This is a genomic window from Massilia sp. PAMC28688 (assembly GCF_019443445.1).
Lineage (GTDB): Bacteria > Pseudomonadota > Gammaproteobacteria > Burkholderiales > Burkholderiaceae_D > Telluria_A.
On sequence record NZ_CP080378.1, the window covers coordinates 3,757,803 to 3,782,377 of the forward strand.

Below are 24,575 nucleotides of genomic sequence, written 5' to 3' on the forward strand. Positions count from 1 at the left end.
TGTTCTGGCTCAATCGAATCGCCCTGTTTGGCGCCATCATCAAGCCTTGTCCATGCTGGAGGAGGCCGATGAAGAACATGCGCTGCGAGATCAAGGTCTCGTTCTCGGATCGCAGGTCGCGCAAGGATATGGCAGGCAAGGTTGCCGTAGGACTCATATCGCTGGCCTCACTGGGGCCGGAGGTGGCCACCTGGTATCTGCTCTCGCACGGCGTGCCGCTTGACACCATCGTGCGCGTCATGACCATGCCGCACCGGCGCCGCCGCTAGTGCTGGCGGGTTGACACGCCCGGCCTATTTGCGGGCCGGCAGCGTCCACTTGAGGCCGTGGGTCAGGATGGCCGGTGCCACCGTCAGGTGGTCCTCCCCGTCGAACACGCGGCTGTGGATGCGCAGGCCCGGATACTGGCGCGCCCTGAGGATATTTTCAAAGCGCTTGAGCTCGCCCACCATGTCGCTGCGTTCCGGATGCTCGGGCGAGGGCATTTCCTGGCCGCCCACGGCAAAGAAAATGCGCGCCTTCAAGTCCCGGTGCTTTTCCGCATAGGCTTTCTCGCGCTCGAACATGTGCTGTTTGCCGTACCAGAGCGAAGGACTGCCCATGATGTACTGGTCAAACATGGCGCTGTCGGTAAACAGGATATGCAGGCCCAGCAGGCTGCCATAGGAGTGGCCAACGAAGACCTTGCGTGCCATGTCGGCGCGGTAGCGCTGGGCAATGAGGGGGAATACTTCGCTGGCGATGAAGCGGCGGTACGCCTCGGCCTGGCCAAACTGTGGTGCCCGGCCGCTCTCGTCGGGCTTCAGGTCCGTCTCGGCCGGCTGGCCCGGTGTGTAATCGCGGCGCCGGGCAAAGGTAGGCGAGTCGCCCTGCGAATAGCCCAGCCCGACAAGGATGAAGTCTTCCAGCCCGCGGCCGCCGTCGCCCACCCGCTTGGAGAGGCTGCGCACCAGCGGAAACGCGTAATTGGCATCACTGACGAACACCACCGGATAGCGCCGCGTGGAAGTTTTGTAGCCTTCAGGCAGGCTCACCGCAATTTCGTAGGTGCGCTTGAGCTCTTTCGAGGCCACCTGATGAACGGCCGTATCGGCCATCGCGTAGGGCATCACGGCCCGGGCCGGGGGTGTGGCAGGCGCGGCGGCCGCAATGGCTGCGGTGGCAGAAAGGATCAAGGCACAGATAAACTTGTTCAAGGCGCGCTCCGGTCAATAGCAAGGCGCCATTATTACCTGAAAACTTTGCGCGCGGCACCTTTGGGACGAAGCGGATCGAGCAGGCCGCGCAGGGCGTTATGGTCGAGTTCGTACATGAGGGCGAGCAGGGCGCCCAGCTGCCCCTTGGGAAAGCCTTCGCGGGCAAACCAGCCCAGGTAGTGTCCCGGCAGGTCGGCGATCAGGCAACCTTTGTATTTGCCATACGGCATTTCAGTGTTGAGCAGCAGCTGCAGGTGGTCGGGATTCATTGTTCGCTTGGCGTTCTCACATTGTCGCCCAACACGTCCTGCACATACAGCATGGTCACCAGCACGGCCAGCACGGCCGTCAGGGGCGTGGCCAGGGCCACGCCGGCCAGCCCGAACAGCGTGCCGAACAGTACCTGCATCACGATTGTCAGAGCCGGCGGCAGCGATACGGTCTTTTGCTCGATCAGGGGTTGCAGCAGGTAACCCTCGATCAGCTGGATGATGCCGAACAGGCCAATGGTATACAAGCCCATTTCGGGACTGATGGAGAACGCCAGCAGCACCGCCGGCACGCCCGCCATGAGGGGACCCAGATAAGGAATGAAGTCGAGCAGGCCGGCAATGATGCCGAGAATGAGCGCCAGCGGCACGCCCAGGACCGACAGGCCGATGGCCGTCAGCGCGCCGACCAGCACCATGGAGGCGGCCTTGCCCACCAGCCATTTGGCCAGGGTGCGGCCGATTTCGGTCAGCACTTCGCGCGCGCGCTCGCGCTTGCGCTTGGGCACCAGGGTCACCATGCCCTCGATGTACAGCAAGGGCTTGGCCGCAAAGTAAATGCCAACGAAGGTAATGATGAAGACATTGCCGACGGCGCCCAGGACGCCGGAAAAGAACAGGCCCGCATTGGGCATCATCTGCGTGATCTGCTTGCGCAGCTGTTCGTCGGACGGAATGCCGCCCAGCAGGCGCCGCGCCAGGTCATACTCGCCCAGCTTCTGGCGCAGGTCGGTGAGGGCCTGGGGAACGGCCACCACCAGCTTGTCGGCCTGGTCCGAGATCTGCGGCGCCATCAGGAAGCCACCCAGGCCAATGATCCCGAACATGGTCAGCACCACCAGCGGCAGCGCATACTTGCGCTTGAGTTTGGTGCGCTCGGTAACGACGTTGGACAGTTCAAAGAGCAGGATGGCAAACAGGATGCAGGCAAAGATCAGCAGCAGCGCATTGGCCGAATACCACAGCATGGTCAGCACCAGGGCAAACATGATCACCGTGCCATTGACCAGCACCACGCGGTGCAGGAAGTCGCGTTCCTTGCCCGGCACCGAAACGTCTGCGGTCTTTGGTAGATGGTGGTCGCTCATGGTCGGCTCGATGTGAAATGTTTGTAAAGATTCTAGCAGCAGGATGTGCCGCGCAGCGCACGCACATCAGCCATGCGTGCATAATCTCGCATAAGGAGGATGCATGAGCGATCAATACAATCTGCAGCGCTTTATCCAGGCCCAGGCCCCGGTGTACCCGGCCGTGCTGGCGGAGCTGCGCGCGGCGCGCAAGCAAAGCCACTGGATGTGGTTCATTTTCCCCCAGCTGGCGGGCCTGGGGCGCAGCAGCATGGCGCGCCACTACGCCATTGCCTCCCTGGACGAAGCGCGTGCCTACCTGGACCATCCCGTGCTGGGCGCGCGCCTGCGCGAATGTGTGGCCCTGCTGCAGGCGGCCAGTGGCCGCAGCGCGCACCAGATTTTCGGCGACCCGGACGACATGAAGCTGCATTCCTCTCTCACCCTGTTCGCGCAGGCCGCGCCAGATGAAGCGCTGTTTCGTGCATGCCTCGATCAATACTTCAGCGGCCAGCCGGATAGGGCGACGCTTGCCCTGCTTGCGTAAGGAGCTCCCCTTGTTCTTCACTCGCCTGATCCTGTGCCTGGCGCCGGCATTCCTGGCTGCCTGCGCCACCCCGGCCATTCCCGACACCGACGCCGGCGGCGTGGAGCGCCTGGACATCATCAGCCGCACGCCGGCCTTTGCCGGTGCCCCGTTCGAGGTCGGGGGCGCGTACGAAACCATTGTCGCCGTCGCCCATCTGCGCGCCAATCCGCGCCACGTGGCCAACCGCGGCATCGTCGATATTGACCATGCGCGCGGCGCCGATGGCTGGGTCAGATACAAGACCGATGTCGTCATCACCCGCCCGGTGGAAGCTGCCAGGGCCTCGCGCGTGCTGCTGCTGGAAATACCCAACCGCGGCAACGCGCTGCTGCCGCTGCTGGCCAACGACGCCGCCACCCTGCCGGGCCGGCCGGCATCTGCCGGCAACGGCTACACCATGCGGCGCGGCCACGCCATGGTGTGGGTCGGCTGGCAGGGCGATATACCCCTGGCGCAGAACGGGAGTAAAGCGGGGAATGCAGCGGGCATGCAGCTGCCGCTGGCCACGATCGGCGGCCAGAGCATCACCGGGCCCTCGTTTGCGGAAGTGGTGCCTGACACGGTGGCCGCCGAAGGGAGCATCGAGCTGGCCTATCCCGCAGCCAGCCTGGAGCCGGGGCGGGCCGTGCTGACGGTGCGCGCCCATGCCACGGCGCCTGCCACGACGCTGCCGGAGGCCGCCTGGCGCTATGCCAGTCCGACTTCGGTCGTGTTCACCCGCGCCGCCGGCTTTGACGCTGGCGCCATCTACCGCTTCGCCTACCAGGCCCGTGACGCCCGGCCGATGGGGCTGGGCATGGCAGCGCTGCGCGACGTGACGGCCTATCTCAAACTGGCCAGGGCCGGCAACCCGCTGGCCGATATCCGGCCGGATGTCGCCGTCGCGGTCGGGGTGTCCCAGTCGGGCCGCGTGTTGCGCGACTTCCTGTGGCAGGGCTTTAACCGCGCGCCCGACGGAAGCCGGGTATTCGACGCTGCCATGCCGCTCATCGCGGGCAGCCGCAAGAGCTTTGTCAATGTGCGCTTCGCGCAGCCTGGCCGCTATTCGACCCAGCACCTCGATCACCTCACCTATGGCGACCAGTTCCCCTTCAGCTATGCCGTCACACGCGATCCTGTCAGCGGACGCACCGATGGCATCTTTGCCCGCTGCCAGGCCAGTGCCACCTGTCCCGTGCTGATGCATGTCGACAGCAGCGTCGAGTTCTGGCAGGGCAGGGCGTCGCTGGTGGTGTCGGACGGCGCGGGCCACGACCTGCCCATGCCGCCGTCGGTGCGCACCTATCTCATGTCGTCCACCCAGCATATCGCTGCCGAGCGCCCGGCCACCGGCATCTGCAGGTACCCGAGCAATCCCGCACGCCAGGGACCGGTTGTGCGGGTGCTGCTGGACCATCTGGTGGCGTGGGCGCGCAGCGGCACGGAGCCGCCCGCCAGCCGCTTTCCGCGCCACGCCGACGCCATGCTGACCGCGCCCACGCGCGAGGCGAGCGGTTTTCCGGACCTGCGCGCCATCGGCGTCCACTTCCCGCAGGTGATCAATGAACTGTCCGTGGTTGGGTACGAGGACGGTGTGGCCCGGCCCGACCGCGCCAGGCCCTACCAGCTGCATGTGCCGATGACCGATGCGGACGGCCACGACATCGCCGGCATCCGCCTGCCCGATATCGCCGTGCCACTGGCCACGCACACCGGCTGGAACCTGCGGCGCCAGCCCTTTGCCTCGGGCCAGCTGTGCAACCTGAATGGCTCGTATATTGCGCTGCCGGCCAGCGCACAAGCCGGCGACCCGCGCCCGCCACTGGCGGCGCGCTACCGCTGCCGCATGGAGTACGCCAAGGCAGTGGCCCTGGCCGCGCGTGAGCTGCGCGACCAGGGACTGATGCTGCAGGAAGACGTGGACCGCTATATCGCACGCGCGCTCAACGAGCAGCGCGTCCCGTAGCGCGGCTTTATCCGCGCTTCTGGCGGCCGCGTTCGGACCCCGCGCGCATCAGCGCTTTCCACCTGGACCGCTCGGCAATGCGTTCGAGCGGCGTCTGAACGGCGCGCTGCGTTTCGCGCAGCAGCCTGTGGTAGTTGAGCAGGCGGTCGGGATCCACGCCCTCGCGCACGGCGCAGCCAGGCTCCAGCTGGTGCCGGCAATCGCGGAACTGGCACTGCCCCGACAGTGCCTGAATATCCTCGAATGCGGCCGTCAGGCTTTCTTCGTCGCCGTCCGGGCGCAGCGCGCGCAGGCCGGGGGTGTCGATGATGCAGGCGCCGCCGGGGCACAGGTGCAGCGAGCGCGCCGTGGTGGTGTGCCGCCCACGGCTATCCATTGTGCGAACCGCGCCGGTGGCGGCGGCTGCACCGGCGAGGGTGTTGGTCATGGTCGACTTGCCCGCGCCGGAAGAGCCCAGCATGATCAGCGTCTGGCCCGCACCCAGCCAGGGCGCGAGCGCGTCCGCCGCTGCTGGGCTGCGGCCATCGAGCGCTACCACCGGTACGGCCGCGCCGATGCGTGCCCGGGTCCCGGCAATGCGTTCGGCGGCGTCGTTTGCGTCGGCCTTGGTCAGCACCACCACTGCTGTCACCTGCGCTGCTGCCACCTGCGCAGCGTGCACCAGCGCCAGGTAGCGCTCTACCCGGCGCAGCTTGAAATCGTGGTCAAGTCCCGTTACCAGCAGGGCGGTATCGACATTGCTGGCCAGGCCCTGGCGCCGCCCGTCGGCCGTGCGCCGTGCCAGGTGGGTGACGGGGTCAAGCCGCATGCCCAGCAGGAAGCCGCCGCCTTCAGGCTGGCCAGTTACCCAGTCGCCCACGCACAGGGGCTCGCCGTGCAGCTGGACAGCGCGGGCACTGTATTCGCGCAGCCCGTCGTGGACCACCAGCGTGCGGCGGTGGACCTGGGTAATGCGCAGCAGGCGCGCGCCCGGTGCGCAGTCAAGCGATGGCAACTGGCTGGCGATGGCCTGCGTGAAGCCGATAGTACGAAGCGAAGCGAAATCGAAGTCGATCATGATGAGAGTATTCCCGGATTCGTGATTCCCGCGGCGCGCGCGGAAGCAGCCGGCACGCAAAGGCATGCAGGCACGTGAAAACGGAGGTCGGCGCGCGGTCAGCGCACGGGCACGGCTCTATCGGTACTACGCTACAGGCAGCAGGACAAGCAAATGCGCGATCAGGCGGCCGACAGGAGGGCAATGGCGGACATGGTCATGAATGGCTCCTGTGGCGGTGTGGAAGAGGGCTTGAGGATGGCACGCGCCGGCCTGCGCGTCAAGGCTTGCGCGGTGTGCAACACGAGTTGCGTATAATCGCAAGCTGGCTCGACCCGAACAACATCAGAGAATAACTATTTATGGCTTCATCCAACGACAACATCAGCATGGCGGTGTTCTGCGACTTTGAGAACGTTGCCCTGGGCGTACGCGACGCCAACTACGAAAAATTCGACATCAAGCCCGTGCTTGAGCGTCTTCTGCTCAAGGGCAGCATCGTGGTCAAGAAGGCGTACTGCGACTGGGAACGCTACAAGGGCTTCAAGGCCACCATGCACGAGGCGAACTTCGAGCTGATCGAAATTCCCCACGTGCGCCAGTCGGGCAAGAACTCGGCCGACATCCGCCTGGTGGTTGATGCGCTGGACCTGTGCTACACCAAGTCCCATGTGAACACCTTTGTGATCATCAGTGGCGACTCGGACTTTTCGCCGCTCGTGTCCAAGCTGCGCGAAAACGCCAAGCAGGTAATCGGCGTGGGCGTGAAGCAGTCCACCTCCGACCTGCTGGTGGCCAACTGCGACGAATTCATTTTCTACGATGACCTGGTGCGCGAAGTCAAGCGCGCTGCAGCCAAGCGCGATGAACGCAAGGCGCCGCCGGCACGCAAGTCGTCCGACGAAGGCAGCCGCCGCAAGGAAGAAATGGAGTCGCGCAAGACGCAGGCGATTGAACTGGTGGTCGAGATGTTCGATGCGCTGGTGTCGGAACGCGGCGACAGCGGCAAGATCTGGGCGTCGCTCCTGAAAGATACCCTCAAGCGCCGCCGCCCGGACTTCAACGAAACCTACTACGGCTTCCGCACCTTCGGCAACCTGCTGGAAGAGGCGCAGAAGCGGGGCATGCTCGAATTCGGCCGCGACGAAAAATCGGGCGCCTATGTGTACCGCAGCGCCGCGCCGGCAGCCGATGCGGCAGCGGGTCTGGAGCAGGGCGCCGATGACCAGCTCGACATGCAAGAGCAGCCGGAGCCGGGCGCGGAGGCAGGCCAGGATGTGGAGCTCGAGCAGCGCGAGGCTGCGCAGGACGGCGCCGACGAGCCGCAGGTCCAGCAGGAGCGCCAGCAGCGTCCCCCACGTTCCGAGCCGCGCCGGGGCCGTGGCCGTGGTGGCCGCAGCCAGGGTGCGGTAGAAACGCCGGAGCCGGGCAATGAGCTGCCGAGGCCGCAGGGCGCGCGCCAGGAGCGGCAGGAGCGCCAGCCACGCCCGGCCCGCAATGACGCCCAGCGTGGCCGCGGCCGCGGTGCGCATGTCCCCAGCCCGGTCGATGACGTCCTGCGCGAACAGCAGCAGCACCACCTGCTGGAGCAGCAGCGCGAACGCGAGCGCGACGAGCAGGAACAGTACGAGCCGCTCGATCCGATCAAGGCTATCGAGCCGATCGCGCAAGTGCAGGTCCAGCCCGGGCAGCAGGAGCGTGCCGAGGGTACCGATGCCCGCCGTGGCCGTGGCCGCGGTGGACGCAAGCCGGAGGCGCAGGCCGCCGATGCCGCGCCGGTGACGCAGTCCTTCGCACCCCCACCGCCAGCCGAGAGCGCGCTGCTGGTCTCCCTGGCGCCGGAGGCTCCGGCCGATGCCGATGCCGCAGCGCCGGCGCAGGAAAAGCGGCGCGCACCGCGCAAGACAGCGGCCAAGCGCGCTGCCAAGCCGGCGCCCGCTACCGAGGCTGCGCCGGAGCAGTCCCAGGCCGAACCGGCCGCCGCCACCACGGACGTGGACGCGGCAGCGAAAAAGCCGGCCCGCCGCCGGCCCGCCAAAAAGTCGGCCGAATAAACGCTGCCGGCTGCATTGCGCGGCACAGCGCCTGCATCCCACGCAGGCCCTGTGCCGTTTTATTTGGGGCGTGGGCGTTTGAGCGGCCCGTCCGGCTGCGCCAGGCGGCCCGCCCGCAGCGCGGTCACCGCATTGCCGACAGAGCGTGCCACATTGCGTACCTCTTCCTGGAATGCCGTGTCCTCGTCAAACACCTCGTGGCTTTGCGCGTACGATTCGTAGTAGCCGATGAAGCGGTCCAGCTTTGCAAAGCTGCCTGCATCGATCAAGCCCATCCAGTCCAGCCAGTCGGTCAGGCCACGGCGCGTCATTTCTATGCCCGCCACATCCCCATGCACCACCACGCCGTAGGCGCGGCCGGCCAGATGCTTGGGATAGTCCCAGCCGGCCAGCTCGAGGGCCTTGGCTTCTTCCGGCTTCTTGCCATGGGTTGCGGTGGGGTCGGGATTGCCGCCGTCGGCGCACACCAGGCGGTCGATCATCAGCTTGAGGACCGCCGGCGTCTGGTACCAGTACACGGGCGTGAAAATGATGACGCCGTGCGCCGCCACCCATTTTTCATAGATCTCGTTCATCCAGTCGTTGGTCTGGCGCAGCGAGTGATTCGGGTAGCAGCTGCATGGCCAGTGGCAGAGCGGCATGGCAGTCGATACACAGCCCTTGCAGGGATGGATATGGCGGTCGTAGTCGGAGGTCAGCAGCGACAGGTCGAGGATATCGACCTGCACGCCCTGCGCTTCCAGGATGTCCCTGGCCAGCCCGGTCATGCGAAAAGTCTTGGAGATCTCGCTCGGACAGGTGCCGTCGTTGCGCGCCGAACCATTGATCAAGAGGACGCGCGAGGTGGTCTCCGGCCGCTTTTGCAGCGCCTCGGCCGCCAGGAGCCGGTCGCGCGCCTGTTTCCATTCGATCGACAGCGCGTACTCCGGGTCGTGAAAGCCGTCGCCCGCCCGCACCGTCACCGGCGCCTTGTGCGACGCTTCGTAATTGTCCCATGCGACCTGCTCGACTTGGTCGAGCGCGCCGGCTACAGCCTTGAATGCCGGGTCCATGAAGGAGCGGTGAAATACCAGCTTGAATTCGTTGCGGTCCAGCTTGTCGGGCGCCTGGCCCTTGCGTACGGCAGTCATGATGTTGGTCTTGTCAGGGAGGAACGTCCAGTATGCGCGCGTCCGTTCGCATGCAATGTTCGCTTGATAACGTAGCGGACGAGCATTCCCTGCACGCGCGCGAAAAATGGCGCACACTGGCGTTGCATGTCTGGCACCGCATGACGCTGCCCGGCATTGCCCTTCACCGTATTCAGGAGCCGCCATGCGCCCACTGCATCTTGTTACCGCTTTTGCCCTGGTCCTTGCCACGCTTGGCCCGGCCACGGCCGCCCCGCCATCTGCCGGCCATCCCATTCTCGGCATCTGGCGCCTCACGCTGCCTGACGGCAGCTGCTCCGAGATCTACCGCTTCCGCGGCGATGGCACCACGCTCGTGACCAGCGCCGAAGAAGTGTCGGAAAGCGAGTTTTCCATCCCGGCCCAGCCCAGCCCGAAGGGCTTTTACAAGCTTGAAGACCGGCTGGTCAAGGATAATGGCAAGAAAGACTGCGCGGGGCAGGTCATGAAGGTCGGCACCCGCGTCACGCATTACGTCCACTTCCATCCGTCCGGCTCCATGTTCGTGATGTGCGTGGCCGAGTCGCTCGATGTCTGCATCGGGCCGTTTCGCCGCATGTCGGGCCAGGAGACCTGAGTGATCCGGGTCGGTGTCATTTCCGATACTCATGGCCTGCTGCGCCCGCAGGCGAAGGCGGCACTGGCCGGGTGTGATTACCTGGTCCACGGTGGTGACATTGGCAACGCGGGGATCCTCGAGGAACTGGCCGCCATGGCGCCGCTGACGGTCGTGCGGGGCAATAATGACCGGGCCGGCTGGGCGGGCGCCGTGCCGGACACCGCGCGCCTGGCCGTGGGGCCCGTGATCATTCATGCCATCCACGATATTGCCACCCTGGCGCTCGATCCGGCGGCCGAAGGGATTGCCGTGGTGGTGTATGGCCATTCCCACAAGGCGCGCGTGGACACAAGGAATGGCGTCCTGTTTCTCAATCCCGGCAGTGCCGGTCCGCGCCGCTTTTCCCTGCCGGTCAGCGTGGCCGAGCTGCTCATTGACGGCGCCAGTGTCAGCGCCCGCATCATCGACCTCGATATTTCTTGATCCAGGTCGCATGAAATGCGCCGCCGCCCCTTGATTTGTGGCCGGGAAGTCGCATGTGACACTCGCGCGAGGCTGATGCCTGCGTGCATTTTGTTCACTGTCGGACGGATTTCGCTTACAGTAAGCGTTTGGCCTTCCAACTTTCTTGATTGCCGGAGTATTGATGTCTAACACCGTGTCTGCGACCAAACCCAAATCCCTCGTGCGCCGGGGCTTTGGCATGCTGTGGAGGACCCTCGACACCACCCGCCGGGTCGTGCTCAATCTTGTGTTCCTGCTCATTGTCATCCTTTTACTGTCGGCCATTTTCGGCGGCGGCGCCACGCCTATCGGCGACAAGACAGCGCTGGTGCTCGACCTCAAGGGCGACCTGGTGGAGCAAAATGCGGGCAGCGTGCGCGATGCGCTCATGGGCAACATCAGCGGCGACATTGAAAAGTCGGTGCAGCTGCGCGACGTGCTCGCCGTGCTCGATGCTGCCGCCAAGGACAAGCAGATCAGCAGCGTGGTGCTGATGCTCGACGAATTCGGCAACGCCGGCCTGGCCGGCCTGCACGAAGTGGGCGCTGCCCTGGAGCGGGTCAAGGCGGCCGGCAAGCCGGTGGTGGCATGGGGCGGCAGCTTCGACCAGAAGCGCTACCTGCTGGCATCGCACGCCAACGAACTGTATATGCATCCCATGGGGACGGTCATGATCCAGGGGTTTGGCGGCCACCGCAATTATTACGGCGACGCGCTCGACAAGCTCGGCGTGACGGTCAACCTCATGAAAGTGGGCGAATACAAGAGCGCGGCCGAGCCGTACATCAGCAATGGCCCGTCCAAGGAGGCCCTGGAAGCGGACGCCTACCTGTACAACGCCCTGTGGGAAGGCTACACCGGCGACGTTGAAAAGAACCGCAAGCTGGCACCGGGCGCCATCGGCAAGGTCATCGAGAACCTGCCGGCCCTGATGACGCAGGCGCAAGGCGACGTGGGCAAGCTGGCGCTGGCCAACAAGCTGGTCGATGGCCTCAAGACGCGCGACGAGCTGCGCGACATGATGATCAAGCGCGGCGAATTCGATGACGACAGCAAGTCGTTCCGCCAGGTCGGCTTCCACGATTACCTCTCGCGCCAGATGCCCAAGGCGTTTGGCGACGGTGTGGCCGTGGTGGTAGCCTCCGGCCAGATCACCGACGGCACGGCAGGCCCGGGGGCCATTGGCGGCCTGTCGACCTCCAACCTGATCCGCAAGGCCCGCAACGATGACGCCATCAAGGCCATTGTGCTGCGGATCGATTCGCCGGGCGGCAGCCCGTATGGTTCGGAACTGATCCGGCGCGAACTGGAACTGGCGCGTGCCGGCGGCAAGCCGGTCGTGGTCTCGATGGGCAACGTGGCGGCATCGGGCGGCTACTGGGTGGCCATGGCGGCCGACGAGGTCATCGCCGACCGCTCCACCATTACCGGTTCCATTGGCGTGTTTGCGCTGCTGCCCACGGCCGAAAAGGTGGCCGACAAGCTGGGCATCGACACTGCCGGCCACACCACGACCTGGCTGGCCGGCGCCTACAATCCGCTGCGTCCGATCGATCCGCGCTTTGCCGACATCGTGCAGAGCAATGTCACGCGCATCTATGCCGACTTCATCGCCAAGGCAGCGGTGGCGCGCAAGACCACGCCGGCCAAGATCAACGAAGTGGGCCAGGGCCGCGTCTGGACCGGCCTGCAGGCGCAGGAGCGCGGCCTGGTCGACACCATCGGCAGCTTTGGCGACGCCATCAAGTCGGCGGCCAAACGCGCCAGGCTTGGCGATGATTTCCGCATCGAGTATGTGGAAAAGGACGGCACCGCGTTTGAACGCTTCCTGACCATGTTCGGCGCCAGCACGGCCCAGGCCATCAACATCCAGGTCAAGCTCGGCATGCTGCCCACCGGCCTGCCGGAAGGGACCGTGGCCCAGGTTGGCAAGGACTTGCAGTGGCTGACCGACATGAGCGCCGGCCGCCAGCCGTTCCAGACAGTGACGCACTGCATGTGCGTGGCGCCATGAAGGCAATGAATTTGTAGCGGCTTTGTAACGGCATGTAGCATGCCGGGCAGTGAACGGGACGGGCGTCTGTATGGCAGACGCCCGTTTTTCGTATACGAACGGGCGCAGCATTGTCCCGCCGGCGTCACCTTGATGTGAGATTTGAAACATATGTAAGCGCTGCGACATGCTAGAGTCCTCACCAAATTCGTTGCAACGTATACAAGGAAGAAAATGAACACCACTCCCGTCCGCAGCCGCCGCACCCGCGTCATTGGCGGCATCATCGCTGTTGTCGTGATGGCGCTGTTGGGCGGCCTGGCCTGGTACCTGACCCAGGACGATCAGGGCGGACCCGGGGCGCAGGGTCCTGGCGCCCAGGGCGCCGGCCAGCAGCGCGGCGGGCCGCCCGGTGGCCGCCCGGGTGGACGGGGTGGGCGCAGTGCCACCACGGTGGGCGTAGCCACTGCCGAAGCGGCCGACCTGCCGGTAAGCCTCGATGCGCTCGGCACCGTGACGGCGGCGGCCACTGCCACCGTGCGCGCGCAAGTATCCGGCGTACTGCAGAAAATCAGCTTCAGCGAAGGCCAGCTGGTCAAGGCCGGCCAGGTGATGGCGGTGATCGATCCTCGCCCGTTTGAAATGGCGCTGCTGCAGGCCAGCGGCCAGCGCCAGCGCAATGAAGCGCAGCTTGCCAGCGCCCGCGTGACGCTGGAGCGCTATCGCACCCTGCTGGCCCAGGACTCCATCGCCCGCCAGGAAGTGGACACCCAGGCCGCCCTGGTCAAGCAGCTCGAGGGCACGCTCATGACCGATCGCGCGGCCGAAGGCATCGCACGCCTGAACCTGTCGCACACCCAGATCAAGGCGCCCATCAGCGGCAGGGTGGGCCTGCGCGTGGTCGACATGGGCAACCTGGTGGGCAGCGGCGACGCCAGCGGCATTGCCGTGATCACCCAGCTGGCACCGATCGATGTGGAGTTTGCGGTGCCGCAGGACCGGGTGCCCGATCTGCTCTCTGCCATGGCCGGCGCCGGCAAGCTGCCTGCCACCGCCTATGACCGCACCCGTACCCATGCACTGGCCAGCGGCGCCTTTGCGGCGCTGGACAACCAGGTCGACGTGCAGACCGGCACCGTGCGGGCCAAGGCGCGCTTCCCCAATACCGACCAGCAGCTCTTCCCCAGCCAGTTCGTCAATCTGCGGCTCGAACTGCGCACCGTCAGGGACGCGGTCATGGTCCCGGTCACGGCGGTTCGCAACAGCAGCACGGGCGACTTCGTGTATGTCCTCAACGCTGCCGAGCGCACCGTGTCGGTGCGGCCGGTGACACGCGGCGTGGCGACGGTGGACAAGGTGCAAATCAAGACCGGCCTCGAAGTGGGCGAGCAGGTGATCACCGAAGGGGCGGACCGGCTCAAGGATGGCGCCCCGGTGGTGCTGCCCGGCGACAGGCCGCAGGCAGGCGGCGCGGGGCGCGGCCCACGGGGCGGCCGAGCAGGCGGAGAAGGGCGAGCTGGCGGGGAAGGGCGAGCAGGCGGGGAAGGGCGAGCAGGCGGGGAAGGGCGCAGGGCAGGGGCAGCGGGCCAGGCCCAGTCACCACCGCCGGGCGCTGAGGCAAGCCCGGGCGCGGCGCGGCGATGAATCCCTCGGCACCATTCATCCGGCGGCCGGTAGCGACCTCGCTGCTGATGCTGGCCATCGTGCTGGCGGGCTTGGTGGGCTTTCGCTTCCTGCCGCTGTCGGCGCTGCCCCAGGTGGACTTCCCGACCATCCAGGTGCAGACGCTGTATCCCGGCGCGAGTCCCGAAGTCATGTCGCGCACCGTCACCGCGCCGCTGGAACGGCGCTTTGGCCAGATGGCGGGCCTGGAGCGCATGACGTCGACCAGTGCTGCCGGCGTTTCGGTGGTGACGCTGCAGTTTGGCCTGGGCCAGACGCTTGACGTGGCCGAGCAGGAGGTGCAGGCGGCCATCAACGCCGGCGGCTCGCTGCTGCCGGCCGACCTGCCGGCGCCGCCCGTGTATGCCAAGGTCAATCCGGCCGACGCCCCGGTGCTCACCCTGGCCATCACGTCCGACACGCTGCCGCTGACCGAAGTGCAGAACCTGGTCAATACGCGCCTGGCCCTTAAGATCAGCCAGGTGTCCGGCGTGGGCCTGGTGACGCTGTCGGGCGGCCAGCGCCCGGCCGTGCGGATCCAGGCCGATACCGGCGCGCTGGCCTCCCAGGGACTGGGCCTCGACACCCTGCGCACGGCCATTTCCGGCGCCAACGCCAACAGCGCCAAGGGCAGTTTCGACGGGCCGGCGCGCTCGTACGCCATCAATGCCAACGACCAGCTGCTCACGGTGCCCGACTACGAGAACTTGATCGTCTCCTACCGCAATGGCGCGCCGATCAGGCTCAAGGATGTGGCCAAGGTGGTCGACAGCGCCGAAAACGTGAAGCTGGGCGCCTGGGCCAACCTGAAGCCGGCCATTATCCTGAACGTGCAGCGCCAGCCCGGTGCCAACGTCATCGCCACCGTGGATGCGATCAAGGAACGCTTGCCGGAACTGGCGGCCGGCCTGCCGCCGTCGGTGCGGCTCGATGTCCTGTCCGACCGCACCACCGGCATCCGCGCCTCGGTGCTGCATGTGGAATTCGAGCTGCTGCTGGCCGTAGTGCTGGTGGTGCTGGTGATCTTCGCCTTTTTGCACAGCTTGCGCGCCACCGTCATTGCCAGCCTGGCAGTGCCGATTTCCCTGATTGGTACCTGCGGCGCCATGTACCTGCTCGGCTACAGCCTGAATAACCTCAGTCTCATGGCGCTGACGATCGCCACCGGCTTCGTGGTCGATGACGCCATTGTCATGATCGAAAACATCGCGCGCTACATTGAAAAGGGCGAGGAGCCGATGGCGGCCGCCATCAAGGGCGCGGCGCAGATCGGCTTTACCATCATTTCGCTCACCGTCTCGCTGATCGCCGTGCTCATTCCGCTGCTGTTCATGGGCGACGTGGTAGGGCGCCTGTTCCGCGAATTTGCCGTCACCCTGGCCATCACCATCCTCATTTCCGGCGTGGTATCGCTGACCCTGGTGCCCATGATGTCGGCGCGCTGGCTGCGCAGCCACGAGCAGGACAAGCCGGGCCGCTTCGCCGTGAAGTCGCAGGCATTTTTTGACCGCGTGATCGTGCGCTACGACCAGTCGCTGAACTGGGTGCTGGCACGCCAGGGGCTTACGCTGATCGTGGCGCTGGCCACGCTGGTGCTCACGGTTCTGCTGTACCTGTGGATTCCCAAGGGCCTGTTCCCAACCCAGGACACGGGCCAGCTGCAGGCGCGGGTGGAGATGCGCCAGGCGATTTCGTATGAGCGCATGGCCGAACTGCAGCAGGCCGCGGCGCGCGCCATCCTGGCAGATCCGGAAGTCGAGTCGCTCAGCTCCAACGTGGGTGTGGACGCGGCCAACAACATGATGATGCATACCGGCCGCATGCTGATCAACCTGAAAAAGGGGCGCGGCTCGGACCAGCAGGAGATCATGGACCGGCTGCGCGAGCGTGTCTCCAAGGTGGCGGGGGTGTCCCTGTACCTGCAGCCGACCCAGGACCTGACCATCGATGCCGAAAGCGGACCCACGCAGTACCGGGTGTCGCTCGAAGGCGCGGACAACGCCACCGTGACAGCCTGGGCGCAAAAGCTGGTGCAGCGCCTGCAATCGGTGCAGCAGGTGCGCAATGTGGTAACCGATGCCGGTGCCACGGGGGCTGCGGCGGTGGTCAATATTGACCGCGATACCGCCTCGCGCCTGTCGATCACCGCCGCCGCGATTGATGATGCGCTCTACAGCGCCTATGGCCAGCGCATCGTCTCGACCATCTTCACCGAAACCAACCAGTACCGCGTGATCCTGGAAGCCCAGCGCGATGAGGCCATGTCGGTGGCGGCCCTGGGCCAGCTGCCGCTGCGGGCCGCCAATGGCCAGACCACGCCCCTGTCGGCGGTGGCGACTGTCACCGAGCAAAAGGCGCCCCTGCAGATCACCCATGTGGCCCAGTACCCGGCCACCACCATCGGCTTCGATACCGCGCCCGGCGTCTCGCTTGGCCAGGCGGTGGACGCGATCCGCGCCGCCGCCGCCGAAGCGGGCCTGCCGGCGTCGGTCAGCCTGTCCTTCCTGGGCGCGGCCGGTGCCTACGAAGGGTCGCTGTCAAGCCAGCTGTGGCTGATTCTGGCTGCGGTGATCTGCGTGTACATTGTGCTGGGCGTGCTGTACGAGAGCTACATTCATCCCCTGACCATCCTGTCCACGCTGCCATCGGCCGGGGTCGGCGCCTTGCTGGCGCTGATGATCAGTGGCCAGGACCTGGGCGTGATCGGCATCATCGGCATCATCCTCCTGATCGGCATCGTCAAGAAGAACGCCATCATGATGATCGACTTTGCCATCGAAGCGGAGCGTGAAGAAGGCATGGCGCCGCGCGCGGCGATCCAGCAGGCGGCATTGCTGCGTTTCCGGCCCATCCTCATGACCACGCTGGCGGCCCTGTTCGCGGCCGTGCCGCTCATGCTGGGCTGGGGCGAGGGTGCGGAGCTGCGCCGCCCGCTGGGCCTGGCCATTTTCGGTGGCCTGATCGTGAGCCAGCTGCTCACGCTCTACACCACCCCCGTGATCTATCTCGGCTTTGACCGCCTTGCCACGCGGGCCTCGCGCCGCAAGCAGGACAAGGCGGCCGGAGTGGCGCCGTGAACCTGTCGGAACCGTTCGTCCGGCGCCCGATCGCCACGATCCTGCTGACGCTGGGACTGGCGCTGGCCGGCATCGGCGCCTTTTTCGTGCTGCCGGTGTCGCCCCTGCCGCAGGTGGATTTCCCCACCATTACCGTCAGTGCCTCGCTGCCCGGCGCCAGTCCCGACACCATGGCCACCAGCGTGGCCACGCCGCTCGAGCGAAGGCTGGGCGTCATTTCGGGCGTCAATGAAATGACGTCCAACAGCGGCAATGGCTCGACCCGCATCAGCCTGCAGTTCGATCTGAACCGCAAGATCGACGCTGCCGCGCGCGAAGTCCAGGCGGCCATCAGCGCCTCGCGCGCCGACCTGCCTGCCACGCTGCGCAGCAATCCCACCTACCGCAAGGTCAATCCTTCGGACGCCCCGGTGATGATCCTGGCGCTGACTTCGCGCACCAGGTCGCCGGGCCAGATCTACGAGTCCGTGTCCAACCTGGTCCAGCAAAAACTGGCGCAGGTCGATGGCGTGGGCGATGTGGAAATTGGCGGTGGCTCGCTGCCGGCGGTGCGGGTGGAGCTGCTGCCCTATGCGCTTAACAAGTACGGCATATCGAGCGAAGACGTGCGCGCCGCCATCCAGGCCACCAACGCCAACCGTCCCAAGGGCGCCATCGAAGGCAACGGCCTGCGCCTGCAGATCTACTCCCAGGCCAGCGGCACCAGCAAGGGGCGCAGCGCGGCCGATTACCGGGGCCTGATCGTGGCCTGGCGCGACGGCGCCGGGGTGCGCCTAGATGACGTGGCCGACGTGATCGACGGCGTCGAAAACGTCAATACGCTTGGCCTGTTCAACGGCCAGCCCGCCGTGGTGGTCATCATTACCCGCCAGCCCGGTGCCAACGTGATCGAGACGGTGGACGGGGTGCGCGCCTTGCTGCCATCGCTGCAGGCCCAGCTGCCCCCGGAAATCCGGCTGCAGGTCGCCTCCGACCGCACCAACTCCATCCGCGCCTCGCTGCACGAGATCGAATTCACGCTGGTCCTGTCCATTGTGCTGGTGGTGCTGGTGGTGAGCGCTTTCCTGCGCAGCGTACGCGCCACCATCATCCCGGCCGTGGCCACCGTGGTGTCGCTGCTGGGCACCTTTGGCGTCATGTATGTGCTGGGCTTTAGCCTCAATAATCTCAGTCTGATGGCGCTCACGGTGGCCACCGGCTTTGTGGTGGACGACGCCATTGTGGTACTGGAAAATACCGCCCGCCATATCGAATCGGGCATGGACCGCATGCACGCGGCCCTGCTGGGCGCGCGCGAGGTGGGTTTTACCGTACTCTCCATTTCACTGTCGCTCGTTGCAGTCTTCATTCCCCTGCTGTTCATGGGCGGGCAGGTGGGGCGATTGTTCCGCGAGTTTGCCGTGACCCTGTCGGCCGCCGTGCTCATTTCGCTCGTCATTTCGCTGACCACCACGCCCATGATGTGCGCCCTGCTGCTGCGGCCACGCGACCCGCTGCACAAGCCGGGACGGCTGTCGCGCTGGGCCGAAGCCGGTTTTGACAAGATCCACAGGGCGTATGCGCACTCGCTGGACTGGGCGCTCGACAGCCTGGCGCTGGTCATGCTGATCTTCGTATTCGTGATCGGGCTGAATATCTACCTGTTCAAGGAAGCGCCCAAGGGATTTTTTCCCCAGCAGGACACGGGGCAGATCACGGCCGGCATCCGGGCCGACCAGAGCATCTCGTTCCAGGCCATGCAGGAAAAGCTCAAGCAGCTGGTGGACATCATCGACGCCGACCCGGCCGTGGCTACCGTGGTGGGATTTACCGGCGGCGGACGGGCCGGCGGCGGCTTCATGTTCATCAATCTGAAGCCCGCGTCGGAACGCGACGAAGGCGGGCAGGCCGTGATTGCGCGCCTGCGGCCGCAGCTGGCTCAAATCACGGGCGTGTCGATGTTCCTGAACCCCGTGCAGGACCTGCGCATGGGCGGGCGCCAGTCCAATTCGACCTACCAGTACACGCTCAAGAGCGACAGCAGCGATGACCTGAAACTGTGGGCCGCGCGCCTGGGCGAAGCGATGAAGCGGCAAAGCGCACTGGTCGACATCGATACCGACCTCGAAGAAAACGGGGTGGAGATGTTCGTCACGATCGACAAGGACAGTGCCGCGCGCCTGGGCATCAATCCGCGCGACGTCGACAATGCCCTCTACAATGCGTTTGGCCAGCGCCAGGTCGCCACCATCTACGATGAGCTCAACCAGTACAGCGTCATCATGGGCGTGGCGCGGCGCTATGCGCAGTCGCCCCAGGCGCTCAATGACATCTACGTGCCTTCGCGGACCCCCGCGGCCAGCGGAACGGGGACCGGCACGCCGGCCAACCTGACTGCCGCCCGCGATCCGTCCAGCGGCCAGGCCTTGTCCAGCAGTGCCACCACCATGGTGCCGCTGTCTGCCATCGCCAGCTTTTCCGAAAGCGCCACCGCCACCTCGGTCAGCCACGAAGACGGCGAACTGGCCACCACGGTCTCGTTCAACCTGGCGCCGGGCGCCAACCTGGAACAGGCGCAGGCCGCCGTGAGGCAGGCCGAAGCCGATATCGGCATGCCCACCAATGTGCGCGGCAGCTTTGCCGGCACCGCGCGCGCGGCCGAGGAATCGAGCCGGGAGCAGCCGCTCCTGATCCTGGCGGCCATTGTGGTGATCTACATCGTGCTCGGGGTGCTGTATGAAAGCCTGGTACACCCCATCACGGTACTGTCCACCTTGCCCTCGGCCGGCGTGGGCGCGGTGCTGGCGCTGCTGCTGTTCGACATGGACTTTTCCATCATTGCCCTCATTGGCGTGTTCCTCCTGATCGGCATCGTCAAGAAGAACGCGATCCTCATCATCGACTTTGCGCTGGAGGCGGAGCGCACGCGCGGCCTGTCGCCGGTGGAGGCGGTGCGCGAAGCATGCCTGTTGCGTTTTCGGCCCATCCTCATGACCACCATGGCGGCCGCCCTTGGCGCCCTGCCGCTGGCTATCGGATTCGGGGAAGGGGCGGAACTGCGCCAGCCGCTGGGCGTGGCCATCATCGGCGGCCTGCTGGCCAGCCAGCTGCTCACGCTACTGACAACACCGGTGGTCTACGTGGTGATGGACAAGCTGCGGCGCCGCTCGCCGGTCGAGAGCACGCTTGGCCATCACGCCGATCCCATCAAACCATGAAGAGACTTAGCATGCGCACCTTACGACTACTTCCCCTGGCGCTGGCGGCCGCGCTGAGCGCGTGCGCCGTCGGTCCCGTCCATCAGGTCCCGGTCACGCCATCGCCGCCGGCATTCAAGGAGGCAGCCGGATGGGTGGCGGCGACGCCGGCCGACGCCCTCGAGCGGGGACCATGGTGGACCCTGTTCCAGGACCCGGTACTCAACGAGCTGGTGCCACAGGTGGAGGTGTCGAACCAGAACGTGGCCGCGGCCGCTGCCGCATATGCCCAGGCGCGGGCGCTGGTGGCGCAGCAGCGCGCCGCCCTGTTCCCGTCGGTGTCGCTCGGGCTGTCGGGCGAGCGCGCCGGCGGCAGGGACCGGGACGCGCAGGCAAGCTATCGCCTCAACCTGGGCGGCAGCTGGGAACCGGACGTGTGGGGCCGCCTGCGTTCCGGCGTGACCAGTGCCCGTGCCGGCGCTGCCGCCAGCGCCGCCGACCTGGCATCGGCACGGCTGGCGGCCCAGGGCGAGCTGGCGGCCAACTACTTCCAGCTGCGCCAGAGCGATGCCCAGCGTGCGCTGCTGGCCACCACGATCGACGGTTACGCGCGCGTGCTGCAGATCACGAAGAACCGCTTCGAGGCCGGCATCGCAGGCAAATCCGACATTCTCCAGGCCGAGACCCAGCTGGCCAACGCACGGGTGGAAGAACTTTCGCTCACGCGCCAGCGTGCCCAGCTCGAACATGCCATGGCGATCCTGATCGGCAAGGCGCCCGCCCAGTTTGCGCTGGCCCCGGTGCCGTGGCAGGTGAGCGTGCCCGCCATTCCGGTTGGGGTGCCATCGCTGCTGCTGCAGCGCCGGCCCGATATCGCCGCCGCCGAGCGCGATGTGGCCGCCGCCAACGCGCGCATCGGCATTGCGCGCGCAGCCTACTACCCCAGCATCGGCCTGTCGGGGGCCCTTGGCTCCGGTGGCAGCAAGGTGGGTGACCTGTTCAGTGCGTCGAACCTGCTGTGGTCCTTCGGCACCAGTGTGGCGCAATCGGTGTTCAACGCCGGCGCCACGCGCGCCAGTGTGGCCGGGGCCGAGGCGGCGCACCAGGTGGCCGTGGCGCGCTACCGCCAGACCGTGCTGGCCGCCTTTGGCGAGGTGGAAGACCAGCTGGTGGCCGCCCGCGTGCTGGGCGAGCAGCTGGCCTTGCGCGAACAGGCTTCGCGCGCGGCAGACCAGGTGGAAACCCAGATGCTCAACCGCTACAAGGCAGGGCAGGTAGGCTACACCGACGTGGTGCAGGCCCAGGCCACCGCGCTGTCGGCGCGCCGGGCGCTGGTGCAGTTGCAGGCCGATCGCCAGACCACGGCAGTGGCCCTGATCCAATCGTTGGGCGGAGGTTGGCAAGCTTCGTTAGAATAGCGGGATCATGACGAAAAAATCCCCCACCGCCTCCAAGGCAGCCTCCGCTGCCAAGCCCTGTTTTGAAGTGCGCCGCTCGCCCATCCACGGCAACGGCGTGTTCGCGCGCCGCAAGATCAAAGCGGGCGAACGCATCGTCGAATATGAGGGCGAACGCATCACGTCGGACGAATCGGGCATCAGGGCCGAGGAGGGGGGCGGCCCCGTCAACCATACGTTCTTCTTCTCGCTGGCAGACGGCAACATCATCGATGGGGGCAGCGGCGGCAACGATGCGCGCTTCATCAATCACGCGTGCGAGCCCAACTGCGAAGCCTACGAGGAAGATGGCCGCGTGTTCATCCACGCCCTGCACGATATCGACAAGGGCGAGGAGCTGTATTACAACTATGCCCTCATCTACGAAGAGCGTCACACGGCCGCCGTGAAAAAGCTGTTCGCATGCCGCTGCGGCGCGCCGTCATGTACCGGGACCATGCTGGCGCCCAAGAAGCGCGCGCGCAAGAAGCAGTAGCCGTCCTGCACGCCGGTGGGGCGGCCGCGCGGCCTGCCCCTGTGTCAATACCGCCACGCGAATTGATTTCCCTTCCCCGGCAACAACGATATACTGCCCGCTTGCACTTACATTTCTGGGGTATATCTTGTTGAAATCCATCGCATTGCCCATCGCCTTGTTGAGCGTGTTCGCTACCGCGCATGCAGACGAAGGCCAGTGGCAGCCACACCAGCTGCCGCAACTGAAGTCCGAATTGAAGCGCATCGGGATTACCATTCCCGCTGAAAAGCTGAGCGACCTGTCCAAGCATCCCATGAGCGCCATCGTCTCGACCGGTGGCTGCTCGGCCTCGTTCGTGTCTCCCGACGGCCTGGTGGTGACCAACCACCACTGCGCTTACGGCGCCATCCAGCGCAATTCGACCGCCGAGAACAACCTGATCACCAAGGGCTTCCTGGCCAAGACGCGCGCCGAGGAACTGCCCGGTGGCCCCAATACCCTGGTGTATGTGACGGACAAGCTGGAGAACGTGACCGACCGCGTGCTCAAGGGTTTGTCCGACAAGATGTCGGGCCGCGAGCGCTACGAAGAAGTCCAGAGCCGCATCAAGGCCCTGATTGCAGAATGCGAGACCGACAAGATGTACCGCTGCTCGGTGCCGAGCTTTCACCGCGGCCTGGAGTATTACCGCATTCGCCAGCTGATGATCCGCGATGTGCGCCTGGTGTACGCGCCATCGGACAAGATCGGCGAATTCGGCGGCGACATCGACAATTTCGAGTGGCCGCGTCACACGGGTGATTTTTCCTTCCTGCGCGCGTACGTGGGCAAGGATGGCCGTCCGGCCGAACCGTCGCCCGACAATGTGCCCTACAAGTCCAAGGACTTCCTGGTCGTTTCGGCCGAAGGCTTGAGGAACGGCGACCCGATCCTGCTGGCCGGCTACCCCGGCCGCACCAGCCGCTACAAGCTGCCGACCGAAATCCGCTTCGCGCGCGACGCGAATTTCCCGGCGCGCGTCGGCGACATGCAGGCTGACCTGGCCGTGATCGCGGCCAGCACCACCGGCAGCGATGCCCATGCGGTACGCTACGCCAGCGTGGTCAAGAGCATCAACAACGTGCTCAAGAAAACCCAGGGCCTGCTCGATGGCTTCGCGCGCAAGGACATCGCGGCAATCAAGGATGTGCAGGATGCCGAGTTCCGCGCCTGGTACAACAAGCAGGGCGGCGCGCTGGGTTCCAGGACGCTGCTGACCGACCTCGATGCCCTGATCGCCGCCGACCTGGCGCTGCAGGACGAAGAATTTGCCTGGAGCGTGGCCTCGAACAGCGACCTGCTCAAGAGCGCGCGTACGCTGTACCGCCTGGCCGTTGAGAAGCAGAAGCCGGATGCCAAGCGCGAAGCCGGCTTCCAGGAACGCGACCTGTCGTTCATCAAGGCGCGCCTGAACCGCCTGGAGCAGTCGTTCGTGCCAAGCGTGGACGAAGCGCGGTTCACTGCAGCGCTGCAGCGCTATAACAAGCTGGCCGCCAGGATGCATCCGAAGGGCCTCGATCCGCTGCTGCCGGCGCCGCAGGCCGTGGGCGCACTGTACCGCGCGACGGAACTGGGCGACACCGCCAAGCGCCTGGCATGGGTGGGCAAGGACGTGGATGCGTTCAAGCAGTCCGACGATGCATTCATCAAGCTGGCCGTGGCCCTGCATGACGTGACCATGGACCTGGAAAACCGCCGCAAGGAAATCGACGGTAACCTGGAGCGCGTGATCCCGCAGTACATGGCATCGCTGATCGCTTTCAAGAAGTCGCAAGGCAAGCCGGTGTACCCGGACGCCAATTCCACGCTGCGTGTCACCTTCGGCACGGTGGCGCCCTACACGCCGCGCGATGGCCTGCACAAGGGGCCGTTCACGACCGTGGAAGGCATCGTCGAGAAACACACCGGCAAGCATCCGTTCGACGCGCCGCAGGACTTGCTGGAGGCGATCAAGGCCAAGCGCTTTGGCGTGTTCAAGGATCCGGTACTGGGCACCGTGCCGGTCAACTTCCTGTCCAGCGCGGACACCACCGGCGGCAACTCGGGTTCGGCCGTGATGAACAAGCGCGGCGAACTGGTGGGCCTGAACTTTGACTCGACCTATGAGTCGATCACCAAGGACTGGTACTTCGACAGCGCCATCACGCGCGCCATTCACGTCGACATCCGCTACATGCTGTGGGTGATGAAGGAAGTCGACCAGGCCGACAACCTGCTCAAGGAAATGACCATCAAGTACCCGCGCAAGTAGGTCACTGGACCGGTAGCTACGCCTACCGACCGACAACGCCGCCTCGCGCAAATTGCCGGGGCGGCGTTTTTTTTG

18 protein-coding genes are annotated in these 24,575 nt (G+C 65.8%); 13 read left to right on the forward strand and 5 right to left on the reverse strand.

Translation table 11 applies throughout. The features are described from left to right. Positions 1 to 68 precede the first annotated feature (68 nt). The gene (locus tag KY495_RS16940; RefSeq protein WP_219880545.1) at positions 69 to 269 is read left to right on the forward strand and encodes a hypothetical protein; all 201 of its coding nucleotides are present in this window, start codon (positions 69 to 71) and stop codon (positions 267 to 269) included. Positions 270 to 293: 24 nt separating this feature from the next. Here KY495_RS16940 and KY495_RS16945 read toward each other — a convergent pair whose 3' ends face one another. From KY495_RS16945 to KY495_RS16955, 3 genes are read right to left on the reverse strand one after another with little or no spacing between them, the layout of a single operon-like run. After that, positions 294 to 1,196, reverse strand: coding sequence for an alpha/beta hydrolase (locus KY495_RS16945; protein WP_229518340.1), 903 nt, complete (start codon positions 1,194 to 1,196; stop codon positions 294 to 296). A 32-nt stretch (positions 1,197 to 1,228) separates the two neighbouring features. Beyond that, the gene (locus KY495_RS16950; RefSeq protein ID WP_219880546.1) at positions 1,229 to 1,465 is read right to left on the reverse strand and encodes a DUF3820 family protein; all 237 of its coding nucleotides are present in this window, start codon (positions 1,463 to 1,465) and stop codon (positions 1,229 to 1,231) included. Then, positions 1,462 to 2,553 carry an AI-2E family transporter gene (locus tag KY495_RS16955; protein WP_219880547.1) on the reverse strand — a complete coding sequence of 364 codons (1,092 nt, stop codon included), beginning with the start codon at positions 2,551 to 2,553 and terminating at the stop codon, positions 1,462 to 1,464. The genes KY495_RS16950 and KY495_RS16955 overlap by 4 nt, the downstream gene beginning before the upstream one ends. 103 nt (positions 2,554 to 2,656) lie before the next feature. Between KY495_RS16955 and KY495_RS16960 the strand changes: the two genes are divergently transcribed. Together KY495_RS16960 and KY495_RS16965 are read left to right on the forward strand one after the other, a co-directional pair. After that, positions 2,657 to 3,079 carry a DUF1810 domain-containing protein gene (locus KY495_RS16960; RefSeq protein ID WP_219880548.1) on the forward strand — a complete coding sequence of 141 codons (423 nt, stop codon included), beginning with the start codon at positions 2,657 to 2,659 and terminating at the stop codon, positions 3,077 to 3,079. Positions 3,080 to 3,089: 10 nt separating this feature from the next. Further along, positions 3,090 to 5,066, forward strand: coding sequence for an alpha/beta hydrolase domain-containing protein (locus KY495_RS16965; RefSeq protein WP_219880549.1), 1,977 nt, complete (start codon positions 3,090 to 3,092; stop codon positions 5,064 to 5,066). A 7-nt stretch (positions 5,067 to 5,073) separates the two neighbouring features. Here KY495_RS16965 and rsgA read toward each other — a convergent pair whose 3' ends face one another. After that, positions 5,074 to 6,123 carry a ribosome small subunit-dependent GTPase A gene (rsgA, locus tag KY495_RS16970; RefSeq protein ID WP_219880550.1) on the reverse strand — a complete coding sequence of 350 codons (1,050 nt, stop codon included), beginning with the start codon at positions 6,121 to 6,123 and terminating at the stop codon, positions 5,074 to 5,076. Positions 6,124 to 6,464: 341 nt separating this feature from the next. Here rsgA and KY495_RS16975 point away from each other — a divergent pair, with 341 nt between their 5' ends. Beyond that, positions 6,465 to 8,156 carry an NYN domain-containing protein gene (locus tag KY495_RS16975; protein WP_219880551.1) on the forward strand — a complete coding sequence of 564 codons (1,692 nt, stop codon included), beginning with the start codon at positions 6,465 to 6,467 and terminating at the stop codon, positions 8,154 to 8,156. A 59-nt stretch (positions 8,157 to 8,215) separates the two neighbouring features. Here the strand turns inward: KY495_RS16975 and KY495_RS16980 are convergent, their stop codons facing one another. After that, a complete protein-coding gene (locus tag KY495_RS16980; RefSeq protein WP_219880552.1) occupies positions 8,216 to 9,286 on the reverse strand; it encodes a flavodoxin family protein in 1,071 nt (356 codons plus the stop codon). A 184-nt stretch (positions 9,287 to 9,470) separates the two neighbouring features. On the opposite strand from KY495_RS16980, the gene KY495_RS16985 reads away from it, so the two are divergent. From KY495_RS16985 to KY495_RS17025, 9 genes are all read left to right on the forward strand, one after another. Next, entirely contained in the window at positions 9,471 to 9,902 is a 432-nt protein-coding gene (locus tag KY495_RS16985) for a hypothetical protein (RefSeq protein WP_219880553.1), read from the forward strand. After that, positions 9,903 to 10,367: a metallophosphoesterase family protein gene (locus KY495_RS16990; protein WP_219880554.1), complete on the forward strand. Its 465-nt coding sequence runs from the start codon at positions 9,903 to 9,905 to the stop codon at positions 10,365 to 10,367. It begins immediately after the preceding gene. Positions 10,368 to 10,530: 163 nt separating this feature from the next. Continuing rightward, positions 10,531 to 12,402 carry a signal peptide peptidase SppA gene (gene sppA, locus KY495_RS16995; protein WP_219880555.1) on the forward strand — a complete coding sequence of 624 codons (1,872 nt, stop codon included), beginning with the start codon at positions 10,531 to 10,533 and terminating at the stop codon, positions 12,400 to 12,402. A 213-nt stretch (positions 12,403 to 12,615) separates the two neighbouring features. After that, entirely contained in the window at positions 12,616 to 14,025 is a 1,410-nt protein-coding gene (locus tag KY495_RS17000; protein ID WP_219880556.1) for an efflux RND transporter periplasmic adaptor subunit, read from the forward strand. Then, positions 14,022 to 17,120, forward strand: coding sequence for an efflux RND transporter permease subunit (locus KY495_RS17005; RefSeq protein WP_219880557.1), 3,099 nt, complete (start codon positions 14,022 to 14,024; stop codon positions 17,118 to 17,120). Before KY495_RS17000 ends, KY495_RS17005 begins: the two co-directional genes overlap by 4 nt. After that, positions 17,117 to 20,317 (forward strand): efflux RND transporter permease subunit, encoded by a 3,201-nt coding sequence (locus KY495_RS17010; protein ID WP_219880558.1) that lies wholly within the window; start codon positions 17,117 to 17,119, stop codon positions 20,315 to 20,317. The genes KY495_RS17005 and KY495_RS17010 overlap by 4 nt, the downstream gene beginning before the upstream one ends. An 11-nt stretch (positions 20,318 to 20,328) precedes the next feature. Beyond that, the gene (locus KY495_RS17015) at positions 20,329 to 21,714 is read left to right on the forward strand and encodes an efflux transporter outer membrane subunit (protein ID WP_219880559.1); all 1,386 of its coding nucleotides are present in this window, start codon (positions 20,329 to 20,331) and stop codon (positions 21,712 to 21,714) included. Positions 21,715 to 21,721: 7 nt separating this feature from the next. Continuing rightward, on the forward strand, positions 21,722 to 22,228 hold the full coding sequence (locus KY495_RS17020; protein WP_219880560.1) for an SET domain-containing protein: 507 nt from the start codon (positions 21,722 to 21,724) through the stop codon (positions 22,226 to 22,228). A gap of 127 nt (positions 22,229 to 22,355) precedes the next feature. Then, positions 22,356 to 24,500, forward strand: coding sequence for a S46 family peptidase (locus KY495_RS17025; RefSeq protein WP_219880561.1), 2,145 nt, complete (start codon positions 22,356 to 22,358; stop codon positions 24,498 to 24,500). Positions 24,501 to 24,575 lie beyond the last annotated feature (75 nt).